Origin of the sequence: Sinorhizobium psoraleae (assembly GCF_013283645.1) — a bacterium.
GTDB classification, from domain to species: Bacteria; Pseudomonadota; Alphaproteobacteria; order Rhizobiales; family Rhizobiaceae; genus Sinorhizobium; species Sinorhizobium psoraleae.
The window spans coordinates 36,841-55,230 of record NZ_JABEKV010000011.1; the positions used below are offsets into that span (position 1 = coordinate 36,841).

Genomic DNA, 18,390 nt, shown 5'->3' on the forward strand with positions numbered 1-18,390 from the left:
TGTCGACGACGTAGGTGTCGTTGCCGCCGAGGCCGCGCATGTTGTCGGCGCCGGCGCCGCCGTTCAGCACGTTGGCGCCGCCCGCGTTGCCCGTCAGGACATTGGCTCCGGTGTTTCCGGTGCCGCTGATGTTTCCGCTACCGAGCAGCGTCAGATTTTCGACCGCCCCCAGCACGCGCGCGGTGTTGGCCAGGCTGAAACTGATCAGGGACTGCACCGTGTCGGTGCCAGAGGAGCCGGTCAGGCTCTCGTTGACGATGTCACTGGCATTGTCGACGACGTAGGTGTCGTTGCCGCCGAGGCCGCGCATGTTGTCGGCGCCGGCCCCGCCATTCAGTACGTTGGCGCCGGCATTGCCCGTCAGGACATTGTTTCCGGTGCTTCCGGTGCCGTTGATGTTTCCGCTACCGAGCAGCGCCAGATTCTCGACCGTGCCCAGCACACGCGCGGTGTTGGCCAGGCTGAAGCTGATCAGGGACTGCACTGTGTCGGTGCCGGAGGAGCCGGTCAGGCTCTCGTTGACGATGTCACTGGCATTGTCGACGACGTAGGTGTCGTTGCCGCCGAGGCCGCCCATGTTGTCGGCGCCGGCTCCGCCGTTGAGGTTGTTCGCGGCGCCATTTCCAAAGAGGTAATCGGCCCCGGAGCCGCCTTGCGCGTTCTCAATCACGACGCCATTCGCGATCGTGAAGCCGCCGAATATACCTTCGGCGGCAGAAATGAATCCACCACCTCCGATCTCGTAACGAAGCGTTGCTGCGCGCAGGTCGATCTGAACGCGGTCCGTGCCGGTATACTGGATCTTGTCGGTACCGCCTGTATCCCAGATTGCCTGAAAATAGGTGCCCGGCCCATTAGCCGAGGGAAGAAAATACGTGGTGTCGCCCGAGTTGGTCGATGTATTCGCCCCACACATCTGCTGCAGCACGGCGATATCAAGCGCCATAGGCCCGCCGACACTCCCGTAGTCCAGCGGGGGATTCCCGTATGCGGCATCAAACCCAGGATTATATGACATCATTGTGTAGATGCCTTGGTTGAGAAGGAAATCCCCATAGGCATCAAACGGCGAAGTTACGCCGGCCATAATCGCCGACCCGCCGCCGGCGTCATGCGGGTGCGCCAAACCCATGCCATGGCCAATCTCGTGGATGAGCGTGTGAAATCCGTCGCCGCCGGCAGCAAGCGATGCATCGTTCCACACTTCCCAGTTGAATACTCCGGCCCCGTCGACGGCGTAGTTCACGCCGTCGATCGTTACGATGCCGCCCCCGACGTTCCAATATCCAGCCGCGTTGACCTCAGTGGTGTCGCCTTGCACCATCATGAAGTCGGCCTGGCTTGGGTCATCGACATAGTTGAACTGGACGTTCGTCACGGCTGAGAACGTCGCAAACGCAGCCACAGCAGCATCGATCTCGCTCTGGAACCAGATTTCCGGATCAAACGTGAAGCCGTCTGCGTCGGTGAAGGAGGTGACATCCGTCTGGCCGCCAACGAAATAGACGTTGATCGTGCTTGGCGATGCTTCGTTCCATTCGATCGCGTCCGTTGGCGACGCGACGTCGACCTGCAAGGTGTACTGGCCGGAACTCGTGTTGTATTCGGCGCCGGCGGAGAGGAAGTAGCTCGTGTCTGTCGCCTGGAAAGTATACTGGATGACGCCATCGCTGGAGCCGGCAAAAGCCCAATCGATCAAACCGCCGGCGCTGTCTCTCAGCTCAATCACGAGGTCCGTCAATGGTGTAGCGCCGCTGCCGGACAAGGTGACGGTGTAATACTGGTCGGCAACGGTGTTGACCTGGTACCAGTCGTCATCCCAGTTCGTGTCTGCGACCGTGGTACCCGTGACTTGGCCGCCGATGGCAATCGAGGCCGGCGTAGCAATCGATTCCGGGATGTCATCCTGATACACCGATAACCGATAGTTACCGGTAAGGTTTTCAAAGCCGTCAACGGCCAGGTAGTAGGTTCCCGAATAGCTGGCCGTGAAGGTGATGAACGACGAAAGTGCGGCGTTCGCGTCGCCAATGGCCGAGTTCTCGATCGTTAAAGGGGAGGTATTGTCGCTGTCGCCGACAAATGTCCCTGAGGAATCGTAGACGGCGAGCACAGAGTCGAAAAGCTCCGACGCTATGGTCGAGTCCCCAGTTAGATTGATGCTGTAGGTGACGCCGGCAATCAGTTCGATCGCGAACCAATCAGAATCTTGCGCTGTCTCGATCGTATTTAGAACTTCATCGCCAACCACCATCAAGCCCGCGGTTGCGATGGTCTGCCCCGTAGTGTCCACCATAACGTCCCCATAATGGCGCCAGACGATCAAAAGCCAGGGCCACTACGTGGCGGTTGTACGATCCGAGCGATCGGCTACATTGCTACGCTATGCCCATACGCAACTGTCCGGTAGCATGATTGCTAAACGAATACCAATAGTACTCTCGGTTGTGACGTTTTTTGCCGCGCCGGTCGCTTCAGAGGCTATGGCGGCGTCCCGCCGTCCGCCTGTCCGATGCGACGAAGCTGCACCCGTCGCGGCGTTGCCTCTTGCCGGCAAGCGCACGTTTGAAACACTGGACGAGTATCTGGACTATCGCGAACGGCTTGGGCACACGGACAGGCCATACTATCGGCGGATCGCGCAAGACCGTTTTCAGTACATTGCCGGTCGCGCCGGCCCAGGCAGGGTTTACACACGCGAGCAACTACTGAGAGAGTTCGGGTTTGCCTGTTAAGTCCTCTATGATGAATGTCGTTTAGCGTCACTGGCTCCTTCAACAAAGGCCGGGCCAGCTCTCGCCACTACCGCTATTGCTGTGTGCCCTCCCGCATTTCCGCTCCACCAGCGAGAATTTTACCTTCAAGATGTGGCCGTCTATCCAGCCAACGTTCGACCGCTTACCCGGCAACGGCCGCTTTAAAAGCGTGTCGAAGAAGGTTCCCATTCCGCCTCGTGAGATAAACGAAGAATCTCATGTACCCGAATCGCGGGCAGGATGCGACGATCTCGCCGAGATCGGCGGTGTTGGCGAGCGCGAAGGTCAGGCTGCTGGTGCACAACCGGCATCAAGGATCTTTTCGCAATCCGCGTGGCACCGATCTGAGTGGCAGATATTTATTCTTTAACACGGAGCAGATACGAGAGAGAGCGAGGTTACCCGAATGAACTACGAAAAACTTGCTCTTCTTTTGAAGTCGATCCTGCCCTTGGCAATCGCATTAAGCCTGGTCAGCGGTGTGTACTTGGCACTTCTTTGGTCGGCACAGCAGTCCGACGCGGTGGCTATCGCACGACAGAAACAGCTGATCGAGCTTGTCGTTTCGAAAATGCAAAGCAGCATTGCCCATGATCAGGAGAGTTCAACGGTCTGGGATGATGCCGTCAGAAGAGTAACGAAAGATTGGGATCGTACGTGGGTCGATTCGAACCTCGGCAGCTGGATGCACAGCTATTTCCGGCATGACGGCGCTTTCGTGATCAGCGCAGATCTTAAGCTGATGTACGCGTATCTCGCCGGGGAGGCGGAAGAGGAAAAGGCCTTCAGCCGGGTCGAGCCGCAAGCAATGCCGCTTATACTCAGGCTGCAGAAGAGGCTTTCAGAAGGAGATCAGGAAGGAACAAGCGATCAGGTTCTCTCGATCGGCGAAAGTGATCTTGTTCGCGTTGAGGGCCGCCCCGCCATTGTCAGCGTAAAGCCGATCGTGTCGGATACAGGAGATATAGAACAGGAGCCCGGCAGGGAATTCCTGCACCTAGCGATCCGGTTCCTGGATGGCGATTTCCTGACCGAGATTAGCGACGAGTACCTCTTTGAAGACATGCGGTTTTCCGTCGTGACGGATCTGGGGGAAACGCGTTCGTACGTGCCGTTGGCCTCCGCTTCCGGTGAAGTCATAGGATACTTCTCCTGGCTTCCGTTCAGGCCGGGTTCCAACGTCATGGCGGCGGCAACGCCGGTGCTTCTTGTTTCCGGATTGTGCCTTCTTGTACTCACGACCGTGCTGAGCGCTGTTCTCAGGAGGCGATCAAGACGCCTCCAGGCGAGCCAGGCGGAACTCACCCATCTGGCGCTGCACGATCCTTTGACAGGGCTGGCAAACCGTGCGTCCTTCAATAGTCAGCTGTCGCGGGTGGTCGACACTGCTGCCGCAGATCAGGCGATTGCGCTTCTGTATCTGGACCTCGATCGTTTCAAGCAGGTGAATGACACTCTCGGCCATCCGGTGGGCGACAGGCTCATGGTCGAGGTCGCCCGCAGATTAAAGGATACCGCCGCTCACGCAGCTGTTATCGCGCGGCTTGGTGGCGACGAGTTTACGATCGTACTTCAGCAGATCCCGCAGGACGAAGTGGAGCGACTCTGCGGCGCGCTGATCACGGCGGTGCGGAGACCTTTCGAAATAGATGGGCAGCCCGTCCTCATCGGCCTCACAATCGGCGTGGCACTGGCCACCGGGGATGCCGCCGATCCGGTCGAAATCACGCGTAAGGCTGATATCGCCCTTTATCACGCCAAGTCCGCGGGAAAAAACCGTTACGCGATCTTTGGTCCCCACATGGATGAGCTTGTGCAGATGAGGCGCGATCTCGAACGCGACTTGCGTTCTGCACTGGATGGCGGCCGTCAGCTCGAAGTCTTTTATCAGCCCGTCTACTCCGCGGTGTCGCGCGCGATCGTCTCGCTCGAAGCTTTGCTTCGGTGGCGGCATCCGACGAAGGGTATGATAACTCCAGATGCATTTATTCCTCTTGCAGAGGAAGCCGGGTTGATAGATCGCCTGGGCGCCTTTGTTCTGAGAGAGGCCTGTTCCACGGCCCGCGACTTCCCGGGCTTGAGCGTCGCCGTGAACGTTTCTGCAATTGAATTGAAACAGGAAAGCTACGCCCGGCAAGTGCTCTCGATACTCCGGCAGTACGATATCCAGCCAACGGTATTGGAGCTTGAGATCACAGAGACGACGCTCATGGACGACGCCGGCATTTGTGAGAGGAATATCGCCCAGTTACGGCAAGCCGGTGTTCGCTTCGCGCTCGATGATTTCGGCACGGGGTTTTCTTCCTTCAGCCGATTGCAAAGCCTGGATGTGGATCGCATCAAGATCGATCGCTGTTTCATTGAAGGGTTCGGCAGTGTAGCCGGAAGCGAAGCGATCGTAAGATCGATCATCAGTTTGGCCCATGCGAAGGGACTGCGCACCACTGCTGAAGGTGTTGAAACTGGCGAGCAAAGCCAAACGCTGCAGGAGTTCGGCTGTGATGAGCTGCAAGGCTACCTGCTTTCCAAACCGATGCCCAAGACGTCGCTTATCGAACTGCTCGGTGCTGTAAGGGGGCAAACAAGCACAGGTTGATCCGCAACCAAGCCCAACCGCCATTCAGGCGCCGACGGGTCGCGTTTCACTTCGAATAGCCAGCCATTGGTCGACGCAGAGAATTTAGTTCTTTAAGACGGTGGATCGCGTCGTCCGCGCCGAAGGTCTTCAACATTCCCCGGATCTGATTCCTCACTTCAACTCGCATGGCGACGAGTTCCCCTGTGCACGTCGCAGTCGGGGGGCTTCCTAGTCTCCGTTTCGTTCGTGTCCTTGCTGGCGCTCGAGGTGCGTATTTTTCTCCAGCGGAGTGGAAAGCGGATCTGAAGATGTAGCGCCGTGGAGCATATATAAAGTTCGTTATATCGTGGTCTCCCGACAGACTCTGTCTTGCCCGTCAGCTTCCTCTTCGAGCCGCTCCACTGCCGCCGCAATGTGCTCTGGCTGTTCGTGCTCGAGCCCAACTACCTCGTTCCGGGTCTCACGCATTGACACAATGATCTCGTCGAGCTTGGCATGGATTGCCGCCGTATCGCGATAGTTTTGGATCAACACCACGCTGGTAATGATTATTGCCACTACTGACAGTGCATAGGTGATGACGTTCGTGAAGCCGAAAGGTACCAGGGCGGTGCTGCCAATCATCGCCACGATCACAAAATAGAAGCCGGGAGGGCGAGAAAGAAAATCAGCCATTCGAAAAAGAAAGAGGTTCACTGTCAGTTCTCCGCAAATCGGCGCTCTCATTAACGCGCCAATTCAGATCTTGTTCGAATTAGGTAGCTTTGTTAAATCGCCGACGAAGTTGTTTTCTGACGCAACCGCAATCTGGCCGCTTTGATCGAAAGCTGCGAGAGAAAGGCCGGTCCGGGCGCGTACAGTCAGACGCCGAGCTTCTCCCGCTCCGCCATCCGCCAGGTCCGCGGCGTTGTCCCGACGTGACGGACGAAGAAGCGTGAGAAATATGCCGCGTCTGAAAAGCCTAGGCGGAAGCTAATCTCCTGGACGCTCGCGCGGGTGAAGACAAGCTCACGACGCGCGGCATTCAGGAGCCTTTGTGCGATGACCTCGTGAACGCTCTGCCCGGTTATCGCCCGGACCACGCGGTTTAGATGAGTCGGCGACAGCCCGAGTTCACGCGCATAGAACGCAGCCGGCTGGTGCGTTAGGCAATGCTGCCTCAGCAGGGCGTTGAAGCGCTCCATCCGCCGCTCGTTCTCGCTTTCCACCGCAGACTCGTCGGTTTGCGGCGCTTCCGCCTGCCGTGCCGTGAGTGTCAGCACCGTCGAGAGGTAAGCATCGAGAAGGCCCGTGCGGTGGCTGCGCCGCGCCGCCCATTCGCCTGCCAAGCGCTGCAATGTCTCGGCGATGTAGCGTCCGTCCTCGCTTTCCGCCAGTGGCGTCAGGCAAGCCGTAGACAACCAGGTACCCAGTCTGCTGCGGTCTCCCGGCGCAACCGGCAGGTGGGATGCGAGAACTGTGAAGACAAAACCGTCGATGTCGCGGGAAAAGCGGAAGCCGTGACTGACCGTGGGCGGGATGGTGATGACGACCGGGGGCGAAATCGCCTGCAGCGTCTCGCCGAATATGGCATCGCCCGCGCCCTCGGCGATGTACAGGATCTGAAAGAAGCTCTCATGGCGATGAAGGCCGATTTCCCAATGGTGCAGACGGCTACGCGAAGCGATCGTCTCGCAATGCAGCCAGAAATCCGGGCGTTCCCCGGACTCCTCGCCGTAAAGCTCATATGTCGGGACTGTTCGCCTCATCTTACCCACTCAGCGCCAATGTTCCATAAGTGCAATTTCTTGGCTGAAATGTCCATTGAGACAAGCGCGAGCGGCGCGCAAACTTCCTGACAAAAGACAGTTTTGGTGTGCGCGACGGCCGTCGAAGCGCATTGCCGCGTTGTCCAAGTTGCATCGATCGAGGCGGTCGATGGGAGGAGGTGCATGCGAACCCAGGTCGTTATTATCGGCTCGGGCCCGTCGGGTCTGTTGCTCGGGCAACTGCTAACACACGCGGGCATCGACAATGTTATCCTCGATCGTGCCAGCAAGGATCACATCCTCGCCCGGGTGCGGGCCGGTGTACTGGAAGAAGGGACCACGCGGCTGATGGACCAGGCGCGGTCCGGCACCCGCATGCATGCCGAAGGGCTGCCGCATGATGGGTTCTCGCTTGCCTTCGACGGTCGCGACCATCGCATCGATCTTTTCGGGCTGACGGGCGGCAAGCGTGTGATGATCTACGGCCAGACGGAGCTCACCCGCGATCTGATAGATCGCCGCCAAGGGGGGGGGGCGCTGTCGATCTATCAGGCTGCCAACGTTCTGCCCCATGATTTCGAGCGTGGCGGGCCCTACGTTACCTATGAGGGGAATGGCGTCACGCATCGGATCGACTGTGATTTCATCGCTGGATGCGACGGGTTTCATGGGGTAACCCGAAGGTTCGTGCCCGAAAAGGCCGTCCGCACTTTCGAGAAGATCTACCCTTTTGGCTGGCTCGGCATCCTCGCCGACGTGCCGCCGGTCAGTCATGAACTGGTTTACGCTAACCATCCGCGCGGCTTCGCGCTCTGTTCGATGCGGTCCCTGAGCCGCAGCCGTTATTACATCCAATGCTCGCTCGATCAGCGGCCTGAGGAATGGAGCGACCAGCGCTTCTGGGACGAATTACGCCGTCGCCTGCCGGCCCACCACGCTGAACGAGTGGTGACAGGGCCGTCCTTCGAGAAATCGATCGCACCGCTTCGATCCTTCGTCGCCGAACCGATGCGATTTCATCGTTTGTTTCTTGTGGGCGATGCCGCCCACATCGTACCGCCGACCGGGGCCAAAGGGCTGAACCTTGCCGCAAGCGATGTGCACTATCTGTTCGAGGGTTTGTTAGAGCATTATCAGGACCGCTCCAATGGCGGCATCGACGCCTATTCGGTGCGTGCGCTTTCACGCGTCTGGAAGGCAGTGCGCTTCTCCTGGTGGATGACGACGATCATGCACCGTTTTCCGGACACCAGCGACTTCGACCAAAAGATCCAAGAGGCCGAGCTCGACTATCTAACCCATTCGCGAGCGGCCGCAATGGCGCTCGCGGAAAACTATGTAGGTCTGCCGTTTTGATCACGACTCGTTACCATTTGAGCGGCCAGGCAAATGACCGGCATCGGGATGGAAACTTGCAGCGACGCCTTACCTTTAGCAGGAGATCTCTGCGCGCAAGCCTTGTCACGGCAACATAACCCACCAGTTATGGGAGGAGCGCTGACATTTCATTTTATATCACTGCTGGACATGACAGACTGACGACGACGGAGTTGGACGCAAATAATTGGGCGGTGCCGGACGGATGCGAGCCGGGTATCGCGGGGAGGAAAAAATGAAACGGATCGTTCTCGCCGTACTGGCGGCACTGGCAGTGAGTGGCGCAGCTGAGGCCGACACGATTAAGATCGGGGTAATCGGGCCATTCTCCGGGCCTTTCGCGCTACAGGGCAAGAATTTCAAGGCAGGCATCGACGCCTACATGGCGCTGAACGGCAGCAAGGTCGGCGACGACGACGTCGAGGTCATCTACCGGGATGTGCCGCAGGCAGATCCGGCCCAGTCGAAAGCATTGGGGCAGGAGCTCGTCGTCAAGGAGGGCGTGCAGTATCTCGCCGGCTTCTATTTCACCCCCGACGCGATGGCGGTGACGCCGCTGCTCGAGCAGGGCAACGTGCCGCTGGTGATCATGAATGCCGCGACCTCGGCGATCGTCACCAAGAGCCCGCTGGTCGTGCGCACCTCGTTCACGCTCTGGCAGACCTCCACGCCGATTGCCAAGGTCGCGAAGGATGTCGGCGTCTCGAAGGTCATTTCGGTCGTCAGCGACTATGGCCCTGGCGTCGATGCCGAGAACGCCTTCAAGAAGGGGTACGAAGCGGTGGGCGGCGAGATCGTCGAGGCGATCCGCTTGCCGCTCGCCACCAATGATTTCTCGCCGATCATGCAGCGCATCAAGGATTCGGGCGCTGAAGGCGTCTTCGCCTTCCTGCCGTCCGGCCCGACGACGCTTGGTTTCGTCAAAGCTTACAACGAAAATAGGCTCAAGGATGCAGGCATCAAGCTCTTTGCGCCGGGCGACCTGACGCAGGAGTCCGACCTTCCGGCGCTGGGTGAAGCTGCGCTCGGCCTTCAGACGACCTTCCACTATGCCGTCTCGCACGACTCGCCCGAAAACAAGGCCTTTGTCGAAGCCGCCGGCAAGGCGATCGGTAATCCCGCCGAACTTTCCTTCCCTGCCGTTGGCGCCTACGACGGCATGCACGTCATTTACAAGATGATCGAGGCGACGGGTGGCGAGCAGGACGCGCAAAAGGCGGTCGACGCGATCAAGGGGCTTTCCTGGACGAGCCCACGCGGGCCGGTCTCGATCGACCCGGAATCGCGCCATATCATCCAGAACATCTATCTGCGCGAGGTCGCAAAAGCCGAGGACGGATCCTATTACAACAAGGAGATTCAGACCTTCGAAAAGCAGGGCGATCCCGGTCTTGCGGCGCTGAAATAGCAACGGCCGGCTATTCCGATGCGGGGTGGCGGATAGACCCCGCATCATCGGGAAACAGGATGGGCACATGCAAACCGTCTTCAGCATAGCGGTCGACGCGCTCGCTTACGGCATGGTGCTGTTCGTGATCTCGATCGGTCTCTCCGTCACCATGGGGCTTATGCGGGTGGTCAATCTCGCTCATGGCGCCTTCGCCATGATCGGCGGCTACATCGCTTCCTATGCGGCCCGTGACATGGGTCTCGGCTATGGGATCGCCCTGATGATTGCTGTCTTCGGCACGATCCTCATCGCCATCCCGATCGAGCGGCTGCTTTATCGCCGCATCTACGGGGCGCCGGAACTGACGCAGGTCTTGATGACGATCGGTATCACGTTCTGTATCATCGGCATCGCTAACTATGCCTTCGGCCCGACGCTGAAGACGATTCCTCTGCCGACGGGGCTCCGGGGGTCCGTCGATCTTGGCTTCCGTTCGATCGCCACCCACCGCATTTTCGCGATCCTTTGCGGTCTCGCCGTCGCCGCCGCGCTCTGGTACGCGATCGAGAAGACCGCTTTCGGCGTGAAGCTGAGGGCGGCCGTCGACAACGCGACCATGGCAGCAGCCCTCGGGGTGCGCACCGAAATCATCTATGCGGTGAGCTTTGCCGTTGCCGTGGGGCTTGCTGCCCTGGGCGGCGTGGTGGGTGCCGAATTGCTCCCGGTCGAACCCTATTACGCCCTGCGGTATATGGTGACCTTCCTCGTCGTCGTTTCTGTCGGCGGCGCGGGCTCGATACCGGGCGCCCTTGTTGCCTGCCTGTTGCTCGGCGGCATCGATACGGCGGGCCGTTACCTGGTGCCGGAATTCGGCGAGTTCTTCTTCTATCTCGCCGTCATTGCAATCGTCTGCGTCTTCCCGCGCGGCCTTGCCGGGAGGACGAGATCGTGACTATGGCGACGATGAATGACGCACTGGCGGCAGCACGAGGCAATCGGCGAAAACCCGGTCGCGACCTCGCCGGCCTTTCCGTGATCCTCGCACTCGCCGTCGTCGGCTACCTTTTGTTTCCAAACAACCTGGCGCTGCTCACGCGCATGACGGCGATCGCGCTCCTGGTGCTGTCTCTCGATCTCGTGACCGGCTATTGCGGAGTGGCGACGCTCGGTCATGCGGCTCTGTTCGGAACCGGCGCCTATGCGGCTGGCATCGCCGCCGTCCACTTCGGTATCACGGATCCGCTGCTCATGCTCGCCAGCGGCATTTTCGGCGGCATTGTTGCAGGGCTTCTCAGCGGCGTGGTCATCCTGAGAGCCCACGGCCTTCCCCAGCTCGTTCTATCGATCGCTCTCATCCATCTGTTTCACGAATTCGCCAACAAGGCCTCTTCCTGGACGGGGGGCAGCGACGGGCTAGCCGGCATCGCGCCCGATCCGCTGATCGGACTCTTCGCGTTCGACCTTTGGGGCCGCACCGCCTATGTGTTCGGCATTGTCCTTCTTGCGGTCGTGTTCACGCTGTTGCGCCTTGTCGTGCGCTCGCCCTTCGGCATGCTCTGCCGCGGCATCAAGGAGGATCCGGTCCGCATTCGTGCGATCGGCGCTTCGCCGAAGGTCACCTTGGTCAAGATGTACATGATTTCCGGTGCTGTGGCCGGGGCTGGCGGAGCGCTCAACGCCATCTCGACGCAGGTCGTCGGTCTCGACAGCCTCTCCTTCACGCTCTCCGCGGAGAGCCTGGTCATGCTGGTGCTCGGCGGCACCGGCTCGCTCTTCGGCGCGCTTACCGGCACGATCGTGTTCATGTTCTTCGAGGATATCGTTTCGGCCGCCAATCCCTTCCATTGGCTGACGATGGTCGGTGCCCTGCTGATCGCCGTCGTGCTGTTTACCCCCAAAGGCCTCTACGGCACTATCGCCGCCGTTGCGGTCCGGTGGCGGGAGGCGCGCCGATGAGTGCCATCTTCGAGGTTCGGAATCTGAAGCGATCCTTCGGCGGCCTCGCCGTCACCAACGATGTCAGCCTTGCCATGGCGCAGGGCGACCGCGTGGCACTGATCGGCCCGAACGGTGCGGGAAAGACGACCTTCGTCAATCTCGTCACCGGCAACCTGAAGCCCGATTCCGGCGAGGTCCGCATCGGCGGCGAAGATATCACCCGAGTCGATGCCATCGGACGCGTTCGGAGGGGTCTCGTGCGATCGTTCCAGGTGACGCGTCTCTTCCAGGACATGACCCCAGCGGAACACGTGGCGCTTGCAGTCCTGCAGCGCGACGGCCGGGCAGGGCGCTTCTTCGGGAACTATCTCGCAATGCCCGAGATCATGGCGGAAGTCGGCGATCTTATCGGCAAGCTGGGGTTGCGAGACCAGATGCACCGGCAAGTCCGCGAGATCGCCTATGGCCAGCAGCGGCTTTTGGAGATCGCCGTGGCACTGGCGCTACGGCCCCGGGTGCTGCTCCTCGACGAACCGGCCGCCGGCGTGCCACAAAGCGACACGGGCCGTATCGAACAGGCGCTGGCCGACCTTCCACCCGACCTTGCCGTGCTAATGATCGAGCATGACATGGACCTTGTGTTCCGCTTCGCCAGGCGGGTAATCGTGCTGGCCGCCGGCACGATCATCTTCGACGGTTCCCCGTCGGATGTAATCAAGGATCCGCGGGTCCGCGAAGCCTATCTCGGGAGTTATGCCAATGCCGGCCACGCCGCTTGAGGTCGAGAACCTGTCCGCGGGCTACGGGCCGACGCGGGTGCTTGAAGGCATTTCTTTTTCGGTGCCGGCCGGCGCGCGTCTCGCGGTGCTCGGGCGCAACGGCATGGGGAAGACGACGCTGCTTGCGACGCTCGCCGGCCAGACGCGCCGATACGAAGGACGCATCCGCATCGGCGAGACCGATGTCACCGCGCTGCCGAGCGCGTCGCGGGCCTTGAGTGGTCTCGGCTTCGTGCCGCAGGCGCGCTGCGTCTTTCCGACCCTTACTGTCGAGGAAAACCTCTTCGTCGGGCTCAAGGGCCGAGCGAAGAGTGCGCTCCAGGAAGCCTATGACATGTTTCCGCGCCTCCATGAGCGGCGCAGGAACCTCGGCTCGCAACTCTCCGGCGGAGAGCAACAGATGCTGTCGACAGCCCGCTCGATCCTCGGACGCCCCTCGGTGCTGCTGCTGGATGAGCCGCTTGAAGGCCTTGCACCGGTCATCTGCGAGGAGCTCATGAAGGTCTTTGCCAAGCTTGCCGGAACAGGGGACATGACGATACTGCTCGTCGAACAGCGGATTCAGAGTGCGCTCGATTTTGCCGACCATGTCATCGTGTTGGAGCGCGGGCGGGTCGCTTGGACCGGAACACCAGACGAGCTCGCGAAGGATCACACGGCGGTCGAGCGGCTGCTAGGAGTCGGTAGCTTGTATTAGCGAGCGGCGCTGTGCCCCTCATTCTATCGCGGAATCGCCTTCATGTGGCGCAAGCTGGGCAAAGAGTATCGCCTTAAGTCCATTTTCATCCACGTGTCGAAAACCGCCGAACTGGGGTCAGGCTCTGGCTGGGCTTATGCCACTTTTCTTGTCTCGGTGATCTTCTGGAACTCCGCCAGGATGTCGGGAAACCGGTGCGCGAGATGGCGCACGACGCATGCGTTGCTCAGCAGTCGTGTAATGTACCCGGCGGTCAGAACGAGATCGAGATGATCGGCGCCATAGTCCTGCTCGATCGCTGGAATTCACGGTCTAGACTGGACGCTTCAGTCTCCATTAATGAGATTTGGTGCTCGCTGAGGCGGCGTATCGGCTTTTTCGGTCGGACCAGCATGAATTCAGGCGTGGCCGCAACCAGCGAGCGGGCGTAGGTAACCGTCTATCTATTCATCGCCGTCATCAACTGAGCCGCCTCGATCTGGCGCATCGGCTTCTTCTTCTTCTTCTTCTTCTTCTTCTTCTTCTTCTTCAGCTGACCGATTGTATTCACGAAAAAGACTGCGGAGCCCAGCTCGAAGCGGTTCGAGACTGTCCGGTTCACCTCCCTGTACAACGCCGTACGACCCGCCTCTCTCCAAGCCTTGGCGACATGGCCCTGAAGCTCAAGGGGATGGACCGAGGCTGCTCAACAGGCGGCGGAGCAGGTGAAGGCGATGGTGAGCGACCGTATCGAGGCGTTTCGATATCCATCAGCGCCATGGATCTGGGTGGGAGCCTGACAATCGTGCATGACCATCATCGTCCGTCCATTGCAACATTGCCACCTATATCATTCGTCGGATCGTCGTTGCGGATGAGGCTTTCGGATCCGCCTTCGAGCTTGTTGTCGCGAACGATGTTGTGCTGTGCGAAATCAAGGTTGCTGGCGCCGCTGCCGAAAGGCGAAGTCGGCTCATCGGAGCAGTAGCTGCGGTTGCCATTACGGGAGTTCAGCCAGACAGCCGGCTTGGCCAGGAAAGCCGATCCATACCGAAATGTGTTGCCCGTGAGCTGGTTGAACTGCGGTTTCTGGTGGCGGATGACGCCACCTTCTCCGCAGTTGCGATAGACGAATATTCCGCCATTCTCGGGGCGTTCGAAGGTGTTGTTGGCAATCGTGTTGTTTGCCGAGCCGTCGATGGCGATCAGTTCACGGCTTTCGGTGGAAATCCCGAAGACATTGTTGCTGATTGTGTTGTTGGCGGATTCGGCGTCGAGATAAACCGCGACGGAGGTCGACTTGCCGTTTATCGTCGAGTCGACGAGCGCTGCTCCGGTTACCCCAGGTCCTATGTAAAGGGGAATACCGCCCGGCGCATTGAAAATTACATTTTCCAGGCGGACGTTCTTCGGTGCGGACGCTTGAGCAAACGCCGTGTGATTGGCGTTCAGCGACGATGCTTTCATGATCGCGCCGTTGGCGTTCTCGCCGAGGCCATAAATGCGGACGAACCCGTCGATCCTGCAGTTGCGGACCGTAACGTTGGACGGTGCGGACCAGGCTCCCGAGTTGGCTTTGGCGGAGCGGACGATTACCGCTGTTTTCTGCTGTCGGGATGTGCCGGCACTGACGTCGAGCGTGCCTCCGCCGCAATCGAGCACCGCCCCGGAAGCCGCTGCACCTTCGAAGACGAGTGGACGCGTGATGATATCTGTCGATGACAGGCGGACGCTGCAATCGAGCGAAACAACGTTCGTCCCGGGTGCCTTCAACTTGGCCTGCACGTCGCCGCCGCAGGCAGGATTTGGTGAGACACTATCGACGGGCTCCGCAGGCGGGGGCGTCGGCTGCTCGGTGTTGGGCTGCTGTTCGATCGGAGGCCTAGGTGGCTTTGTGAAAGCAGCGTCCGTAACCATCACCAGGTCGTTTTGGCAACTCGCCAGGAACAGGCTTGCCAGGCCCAAGCTTGCCAAGACCAGGCTTGCGGACTTCGGATACATCATCAGCTCCAGTCGTGGATCCCTGAAATCGGGAAAAGCATGGCGCCTCACCCGTGCGAATCGCTCGAGCGCGCGTGCTCTTTTCTGCCATTTCCGGAAAACAGATGGCAACGATCTGGCGATGGAAGTCTGTTCGATTTTCGCTCGGCGGGCATGCTGGCTCACGCCGGCATCGCCTATGCGGCTCATGGTTCAAGGCGCCGGCCCTCATTCCGCTACTGATAAACTGCTGGAAGTGCCATAATAGCCCTCAGACCTTGGTCCTAAGTGGATCGGACGAACGTCCGGTCGCGCCGGGGTAAAAGTCCGGGACGCCTGGGGTTGCAGGAGTTGAGAGTTGACGGCGGGAATGAACCATGTGCAAAGATTCCTGGTCTTGCCGAGCGAGCTTTTATGCCACTCGCTGGCATGGCGCGTCGACGGTGGTTCCGGGGCCCGGAAATGAGACCGTCATTGCCGCCCGTGCATGGTTCCAAAGGCCGTGGTTGGGCGAGCGCAAGGTGGACGGTTACTGAATGGCTGAAATGATCACGCGTCGAAAGTTTGTTACCGCCTTATGCACCGCGACGATCGGCTTCGCCGCCGCGGGCCAATCCGCCTTGGCCAGAAACGGCAACAACGGCAATGGCAACGGTGGTGGGAATGGCAACCGAGGCGGAAACGGGAACGGCGGCGGAAATGGCAGTGGCGGTGGAAGGGGAGGGGGCTCGGGCAATAGCCGGTCGAACAACAGTTCGACGGGGTTGAGCGGAAAGAGCACCACGGTTCAAGACAGCGGATCGGCGTTGAGGGTTCGCCATACTGACGGAATAAGTGAGGAAGTCAGGAACGGCCGCTACATCATGAAGGACTCGCGCGGGCGCACGATCGTGAACCGGCGAGCAACCTCGGCAGATGAAAAGCGGCTTCAAGCCCTCGTTGACTAAAGCAATTACGGGAATCGTGTAACGGTTTTCCGTCCCGAATTGCGCAGCTCCAAATGATCAGAGGCGACCGTCGAGCGCGTCGCGCAGCACCATCGCCGCCTCGGTGCGGTTGGCGACGCCAAGTTTCGTCATGATCTGCGTCATGTGGTGCTTGACGGTCTTCTCCTGGAGGTCGAGCTTTCTTGCGACCTGCTTGTTGCTCATGCCGGAGGCCACGAGGCGCAGAACCTCATGCTCCCGAGGGGTCAAGTCAGCGATGAGGTCGGATTTGCTCGCAGGAGCGGGCGAATTGCTCGAGAGCAACTTGGCAGAGAGCGTCGGAGCGACATAGCTCTCCCCGGAAGCCACCATCCGTATGACATCCGCCAGCGCCCTCGATCCGATCCCCTTCAGGACATAGCCCTTGGCGCCACCTTTAAGTGCCGCCGTGACGTCGTCGCCGGCTTCGGAAACGGTGAGCATCACGATCTTCTGCAGCGGTACGAGTTCAAGGATAAGCGGAACCGCGTTCAATCCGCCTCCCGGCATGGAGATGTCCAGCAGCATGACATCCGGAGACAGATTCTTTGCGATCCTGAGCGCGTCGTCGCACGAGCTTCCCTCTGCAACGATCTCAAACCCGTCGATCTCAGAAAGGCTTCTCGTCACGCCCTCTCTGAACAGAGGGTGATCGTCGATTACCGCCACACGTATTGCTGCAGTCATGCCTGTTCAACCTCCCCGATGCCGAGTGACATCCTGACAACCGTGCCGGGGGCGGCACCGTCGATTTCGAATGTGCCGCCCAGGCTCTCTATCCGTTCCCTCAGGCCTGCGAGCCCGAGGCTCGTGGGTCGTATGGCTTTGGGATCAAAACCAGCTCCGCCATCCGCGACCGCGATGCAGACCCGATCGCCTTCCGTAGTCTGCCTTACACGTTGCCTGATGCCGCCACCGTGGCGGTAGGCATTGTTGAGCGTTTCTTGCACGAAGCGGTATATACATATCTTCGCAGACGGAGAAAGGTGCTCGGGCGGATCGGACAGCGACAGGTCCACAGTCGATCCGGTTCGCTGTTCATGGGCGCGTACGACACGCTCGAGGAGCTCTGGCAGGCCGGCCGTTTCGATCTGCGGCAGGACCAGGCCGCTGCATATTGTCCTGATCTCGTTCATCGCTTCGTCGAGGCTTGCCTTGATGGCCGCGATTTCCCGTTCGCGTATTTCCGCCGCAGTCGAAGGGCTGACCAATGCGTTGCTGTCCAGCCGCAACGAGGCGAATGCGACAAGCTGCGCCGGGCCGTCATGCAAGTCGGCGCCGATCCGTCGCAACATGTTCTCGTTCAAGGCTGTTGCGCGTTGCGAAGCGTGCTGCAGGCGTCCACGCAGGGCCTCGTTTTGCGCAAGCAGCGCCGAAAGCTCGTCCACGCGCTGCCGAAGGGCATGGCGCTGCTTTTCGATGGTTCTGCTGCCGCGCATGACGATCGCCGAAAGCATGATGAAGAAGGCAAGCGTGAAGCCGGCGACAGCCAGCCAGGTAAGAAAACGGGCCTGAGTCAGGCTGAGCTCGAAATCATGGGCAAATTCATGGAATTCCGAAACGGCGACGACCTGTCCGGACCACGGTTGAAGCACCGGATTGTAGATTTCGAGCAGCGGCTCGCTCGCCGGTTGATTCGTCTCGTCCACGGACTCGTCGACTGGCTTGAACTGGGCCACCATCTTGCCGTCGAATGCCGTTCTCAACTCGTCGCTCAGCTCGAATCGCCTTCCGACCATGTTCTCTTCGTTCGAGTAGAGAATGGTGCCGTCCGAGCGCCACAGGCGAAATGCCAGCAACCGGTCTCCAAGCGCCCCCTGTCCAAGCGTCTCGTTGAGCGCGCGCGCAACGGTGTCGTCAAGAACCTGCGTCGTCTGCATGTCGGGCAGGAGCGGCGCGATCACGCTATCGACGTAGAGTGCAGTCGTTGCCGCCGAGTTTCGTGTAACGGCATCTTCTATCAGGCTGGTGACGAAAGCGCCGACCACCAGCATGGCAGACGTTGCGACGATGCCGCCGATCAGCAGGAACTGTCTTGCCAGCGGCTGCGCGTTCCATCGTTTGATCAGGTCACTGGCACGCAAGAGAAATCTCGGGATTATCCGCTCAACAAAGTAGCCGCACGTCGGTCGACGTGAGCCGGTAAACTAATGCCTTCAGGCGGCCGGTCAATGGCACGTCATCTTTATCGATGTCCATCCGA

General features: G+C 59.8%; 14 protein-coding genes. 8 read left to right on the forward strand and 6 right to left on the reverse strand.

Annotated elements, in window-relative coordinates:
- The coding region (locus ILFOPFJJ_RS31175) for a M10 family metallopeptidase (RefSeq protein ID WP_173514345.1) at nucleotides 1–2,326 on the reverse strand (2,326 nt) is incomplete at its 3' end.
- Between the two features lie 836 nt (nucleotides 2,327–3,162).
- Between ILFOPFJJ_RS31175 and ILFOPFJJ_RS31180 the strand changes: the two genes are divergently transcribed.
- Nucleotides 3,163–5,352, forward strand: a complete 2,190-nt coding sequence (locus tag ILFOPFJJ_RS31180; RefSeq protein WP_173514346.1) for a putative bifunctional diguanylate cyclase/phosphodiesterase — start codon at nucleotides 3,163–3,165, stop codon at nucleotides 5,350–5,352.
- A 321-nt stretch (nucleotides 5,353–5,673) separates the two neighbouring features.
- On the opposite strand, the gene ILFOPFJJ_RS31185 is transcribed toward ILFOPFJJ_RS31180, so the two are convergent.
- On the reverse strand, nucleotides 5,674–6,030 hold the full coding sequence (locus ILFOPFJJ_RS31185) for a low affinity iron permease family protein (RefSeq protein ID WP_173514347.1): 357 nt from the start codon (nucleotides 6,028–6,030) through the stop codon (nucleotides 5,674–5,676).
- Between the two features lie 164 nt (nucleotides 6,031–6,194).
- Nucleotides 6,195–7,082 carry a helix-turn-helix domain-containing protein gene (locus ILFOPFJJ_RS31190; RefSeq protein ID WP_173514348.1) on the reverse strand — a complete coding sequence of 296 codons (888 nt, stop codon included), beginning with the start codon at nucleotides 7,080–7,082 and terminating at the stop codon, nucleotides 6,195–6,197.
- A gap of 183 nt (nucleotides 7,083–7,265) precedes the next feature.
- Between ILFOPFJJ_RS31190 and pobA the strand changes: the two genes are divergently transcribed.
- The 6 genes from pobA to ILFOPFJJ_RS31220 all read left to right on the forward strand — a co-directional run bounded on the left by pobA (nucleotide 7,266) and on the right by ILFOPFJJ_RS31220 (nucleotide 13,263).
- Nucleotides 7,266–8,438, forward strand: a complete 1,173-nt coding sequence (gene pobA / locus ILFOPFJJ_RS31195; RefSeq protein WP_173514349.1) for a 4-hydroxybenzoate 3-monooxygenase — start codon at nucleotides 7,266–7,268, stop codon at nucleotides 8,436–8,438.
- A 256-nt stretch (nucleotides 8,439–8,694) separates the two neighbouring features.
- Complete coding sequence (locus tag ILFOPFJJ_RS31200) at nucleotides 8,695–9,867, forward strand: ABC transporter substrate-binding protein (RefSeq protein ID WP_173514350.1); 1,173 nt, start codon at nucleotides 8,695–8,697, stop codon at nucleotides 9,865–9,867.
- 67 nt (nucleotides 9,868–9,934) lie between these two features.
- Nucleotides 9,935–10,801 (forward strand): branched-chain amino acid ABC transporter permease, encoded by an 867-nt coding sequence (locus ILFOPFJJ_RS31205; protein WP_173514351.1) that lies wholly within the window; start codon nucleotides 9,935–9,937, stop codon nucleotides 10,799–10,801.
- Nucleotides 10,802–10,803: 2 nt separating this feature from the next.
- Nucleotides 10,804–11,805, forward strand: coding sequence for a branched-chain amino acid ABC transporter permease (locus ILFOPFJJ_RS31210; protein ID WP_173514352.1), 1,002 nt, complete (start codon nucleotides 10,804–10,806; stop codon nucleotides 11,803–11,805).
- A complete protein-coding gene (locus ILFOPFJJ_RS31215) occupies nucleotides 11,802–12,566 on the forward strand; it encodes an ABC transporter ATP-binding protein (protein ID WP_173514353.1) in 765 nt (254 codons plus the stop codon). The genes ILFOPFJJ_RS31210 and ILFOPFJJ_RS31215 overlap by 4 nt, the downstream gene beginning before the upstream one ends.
- Nucleotides 12,547–13,263, forward strand: coding sequence for an ABC transporter ATP-binding protein (locus ILFOPFJJ_RS31220; RefSeq protein ID WP_173514354.1), 717 nt, complete (start codon nucleotides 12,547–12,549; stop codon nucleotides 13,261–13,263). The genes ILFOPFJJ_RS31215 and ILFOPFJJ_RS31220 overlap by 20 nt, the downstream gene beginning before the upstream one ends.
- 795 nt (nucleotides 13,264–14,058) lie before the next feature.
- On the opposite strand, the gene ILFOPFJJ_RS31225 is transcribed toward ILFOPFJJ_RS31220, so the two are convergent.
- Nucleotides 14,059–15,243, reverse strand: a complete 1,185-nt coding sequence (locus ILFOPFJJ_RS31225; protein WP_246299938.1) for a NosD domain-containing protein — start codon at nucleotides 15,241–15,243, stop codon at nucleotides 14,059–14,061.
- 524 nt (nucleotides 15,244–15,767) lie between these two features.
- Between ILFOPFJJ_RS31225 and ILFOPFJJ_RS31230 the strand changes: the two genes are divergently transcribed.
- The gene (locus ILFOPFJJ_RS31230; RefSeq protein ID WP_173514408.1) at nucleotides 15,768–16,169 is read left to right on the forward strand and encodes a hypothetical protein; all 402 of its coding nucleotides are present in this window, start codon (nucleotides 15,768–15,770) and stop codon (nucleotides 16,167–16,169) included.
- Nucleotides 16,170–16,226: 57 nt separating this feature from the next.
- On the opposite strand, the gene ILFOPFJJ_RS31235 is transcribed toward ILFOPFJJ_RS31230, so the two are convergent.
- Nucleotides 16,227–16,874 carry a LuxR C-terminal-related transcriptional regulator gene (locus tag ILFOPFJJ_RS31235; protein WP_173514355.1) on the reverse strand — a complete coding sequence of 216 codons (648 nt, stop codon included), beginning with the start codon at nucleotides 16,872–16,874 and terminating at the stop codon, nucleotides 16,227–16,229.
- The gene (locus ILFOPFJJ_RS31240; protein ID WP_173514356.1) at nucleotides 16,871–18,271 is read right to left on the reverse strand and encodes a sensor histidine kinase; all 1,401 of its coding nucleotides are present in this window, start codon (nucleotides 18,269–18,271) and stop codon (nucleotides 16,871–16,873) included. Before ILFOPFJJ_RS31240 ends, ILFOPFJJ_RS31235 begins: the two co-directional genes overlap by 4 nt.
- Nucleotides 18,272–18,390 lie beyond the last annotated feature (119 nt).

Excerpts from the sequence above, each read along its gene's own strand:
- ILFOPFJJ_RS31180 (WP_173514346.1), top strand. The coding sequence starts at position 3,163 with ATGAACTACGAAAAACTTGCTCTTCTTTTGAAGTCGATCCTGCCCTTG.
- ILFOPFJJ_RS31190 (WP_173514348.1), bottom strand. The coding sequence starts at position 7,082 with ATGAGGCGAACAGTCCCGACATATGAGCTTTACGGCGAGGAGTCCGGG.
- pobA (WP_173514349.1), top strand. The coding sequence starts at position 7,266 with ATGCGAACCCAGGTCGTTATTATCGGCTCGGGCCCGTCGGGTCTGTTG.
- ILFOPFJJ_RS31200 (WP_173514350.1), top strand. The coding sequence starts at position 8,695 with ATGAAACGGATCGTTCTCGCCGTACTGGCGGCACTGGCAGTGAGTGGC.
- ILFOPFJJ_RS31205 (WP_173514351.1), top strand. The coding sequence starts at position 9,935 with ATGCAAACCGTCTTCAGCATAGCGGTCGACGCGCTCGCTTACGGCATG.
- ILFOPFJJ_RS31210 (WP_173514352.1), top strand. The coding sequence starts at position 10,804 with ATGGCGACGATGAATGACGCACTGGCGGCAGCACGAGGCAATCGGCGA.
- ILFOPFJJ_RS31215 (WP_173514353.1), top strand. The coding sequence starts at position 11,802 with ATGAGTGCCATCTTCGAGGTTCGGAATCTGAAGCGATCCTTCGGCGGC.
- ILFOPFJJ_RS31220 (WP_173514354.1), top strand. The coding sequence starts at position 12,547 with ATGCCGGCCACGCCGCTTGAGGTCGAGAACCTGTCCGCGGGCTACGGG.
- ILFOPFJJ_RS31225 (WP_246299938.1), bottom strand. The coding sequence starts at position 15,243 with ATGTATCCGAAGTCCGCAAGCCTGGTCTTGGCAAGCTTGGGCCTGGCA.
- ILFOPFJJ_RS31230 (WP_173514408.1), top strand. The coding sequence starts at position 15,768 with ATGATCACGCGTCGAAAGTTTGTTACCGCCTTATGCACCGCGACGATC.
- ILFOPFJJ_RS31235 (WP_173514355.1), bottom strand. The coding sequence starts at position 16,874 with ATGACTGCAGCAATACGTGTGGCGGTAATCGACGATCACCCTCTGTTC.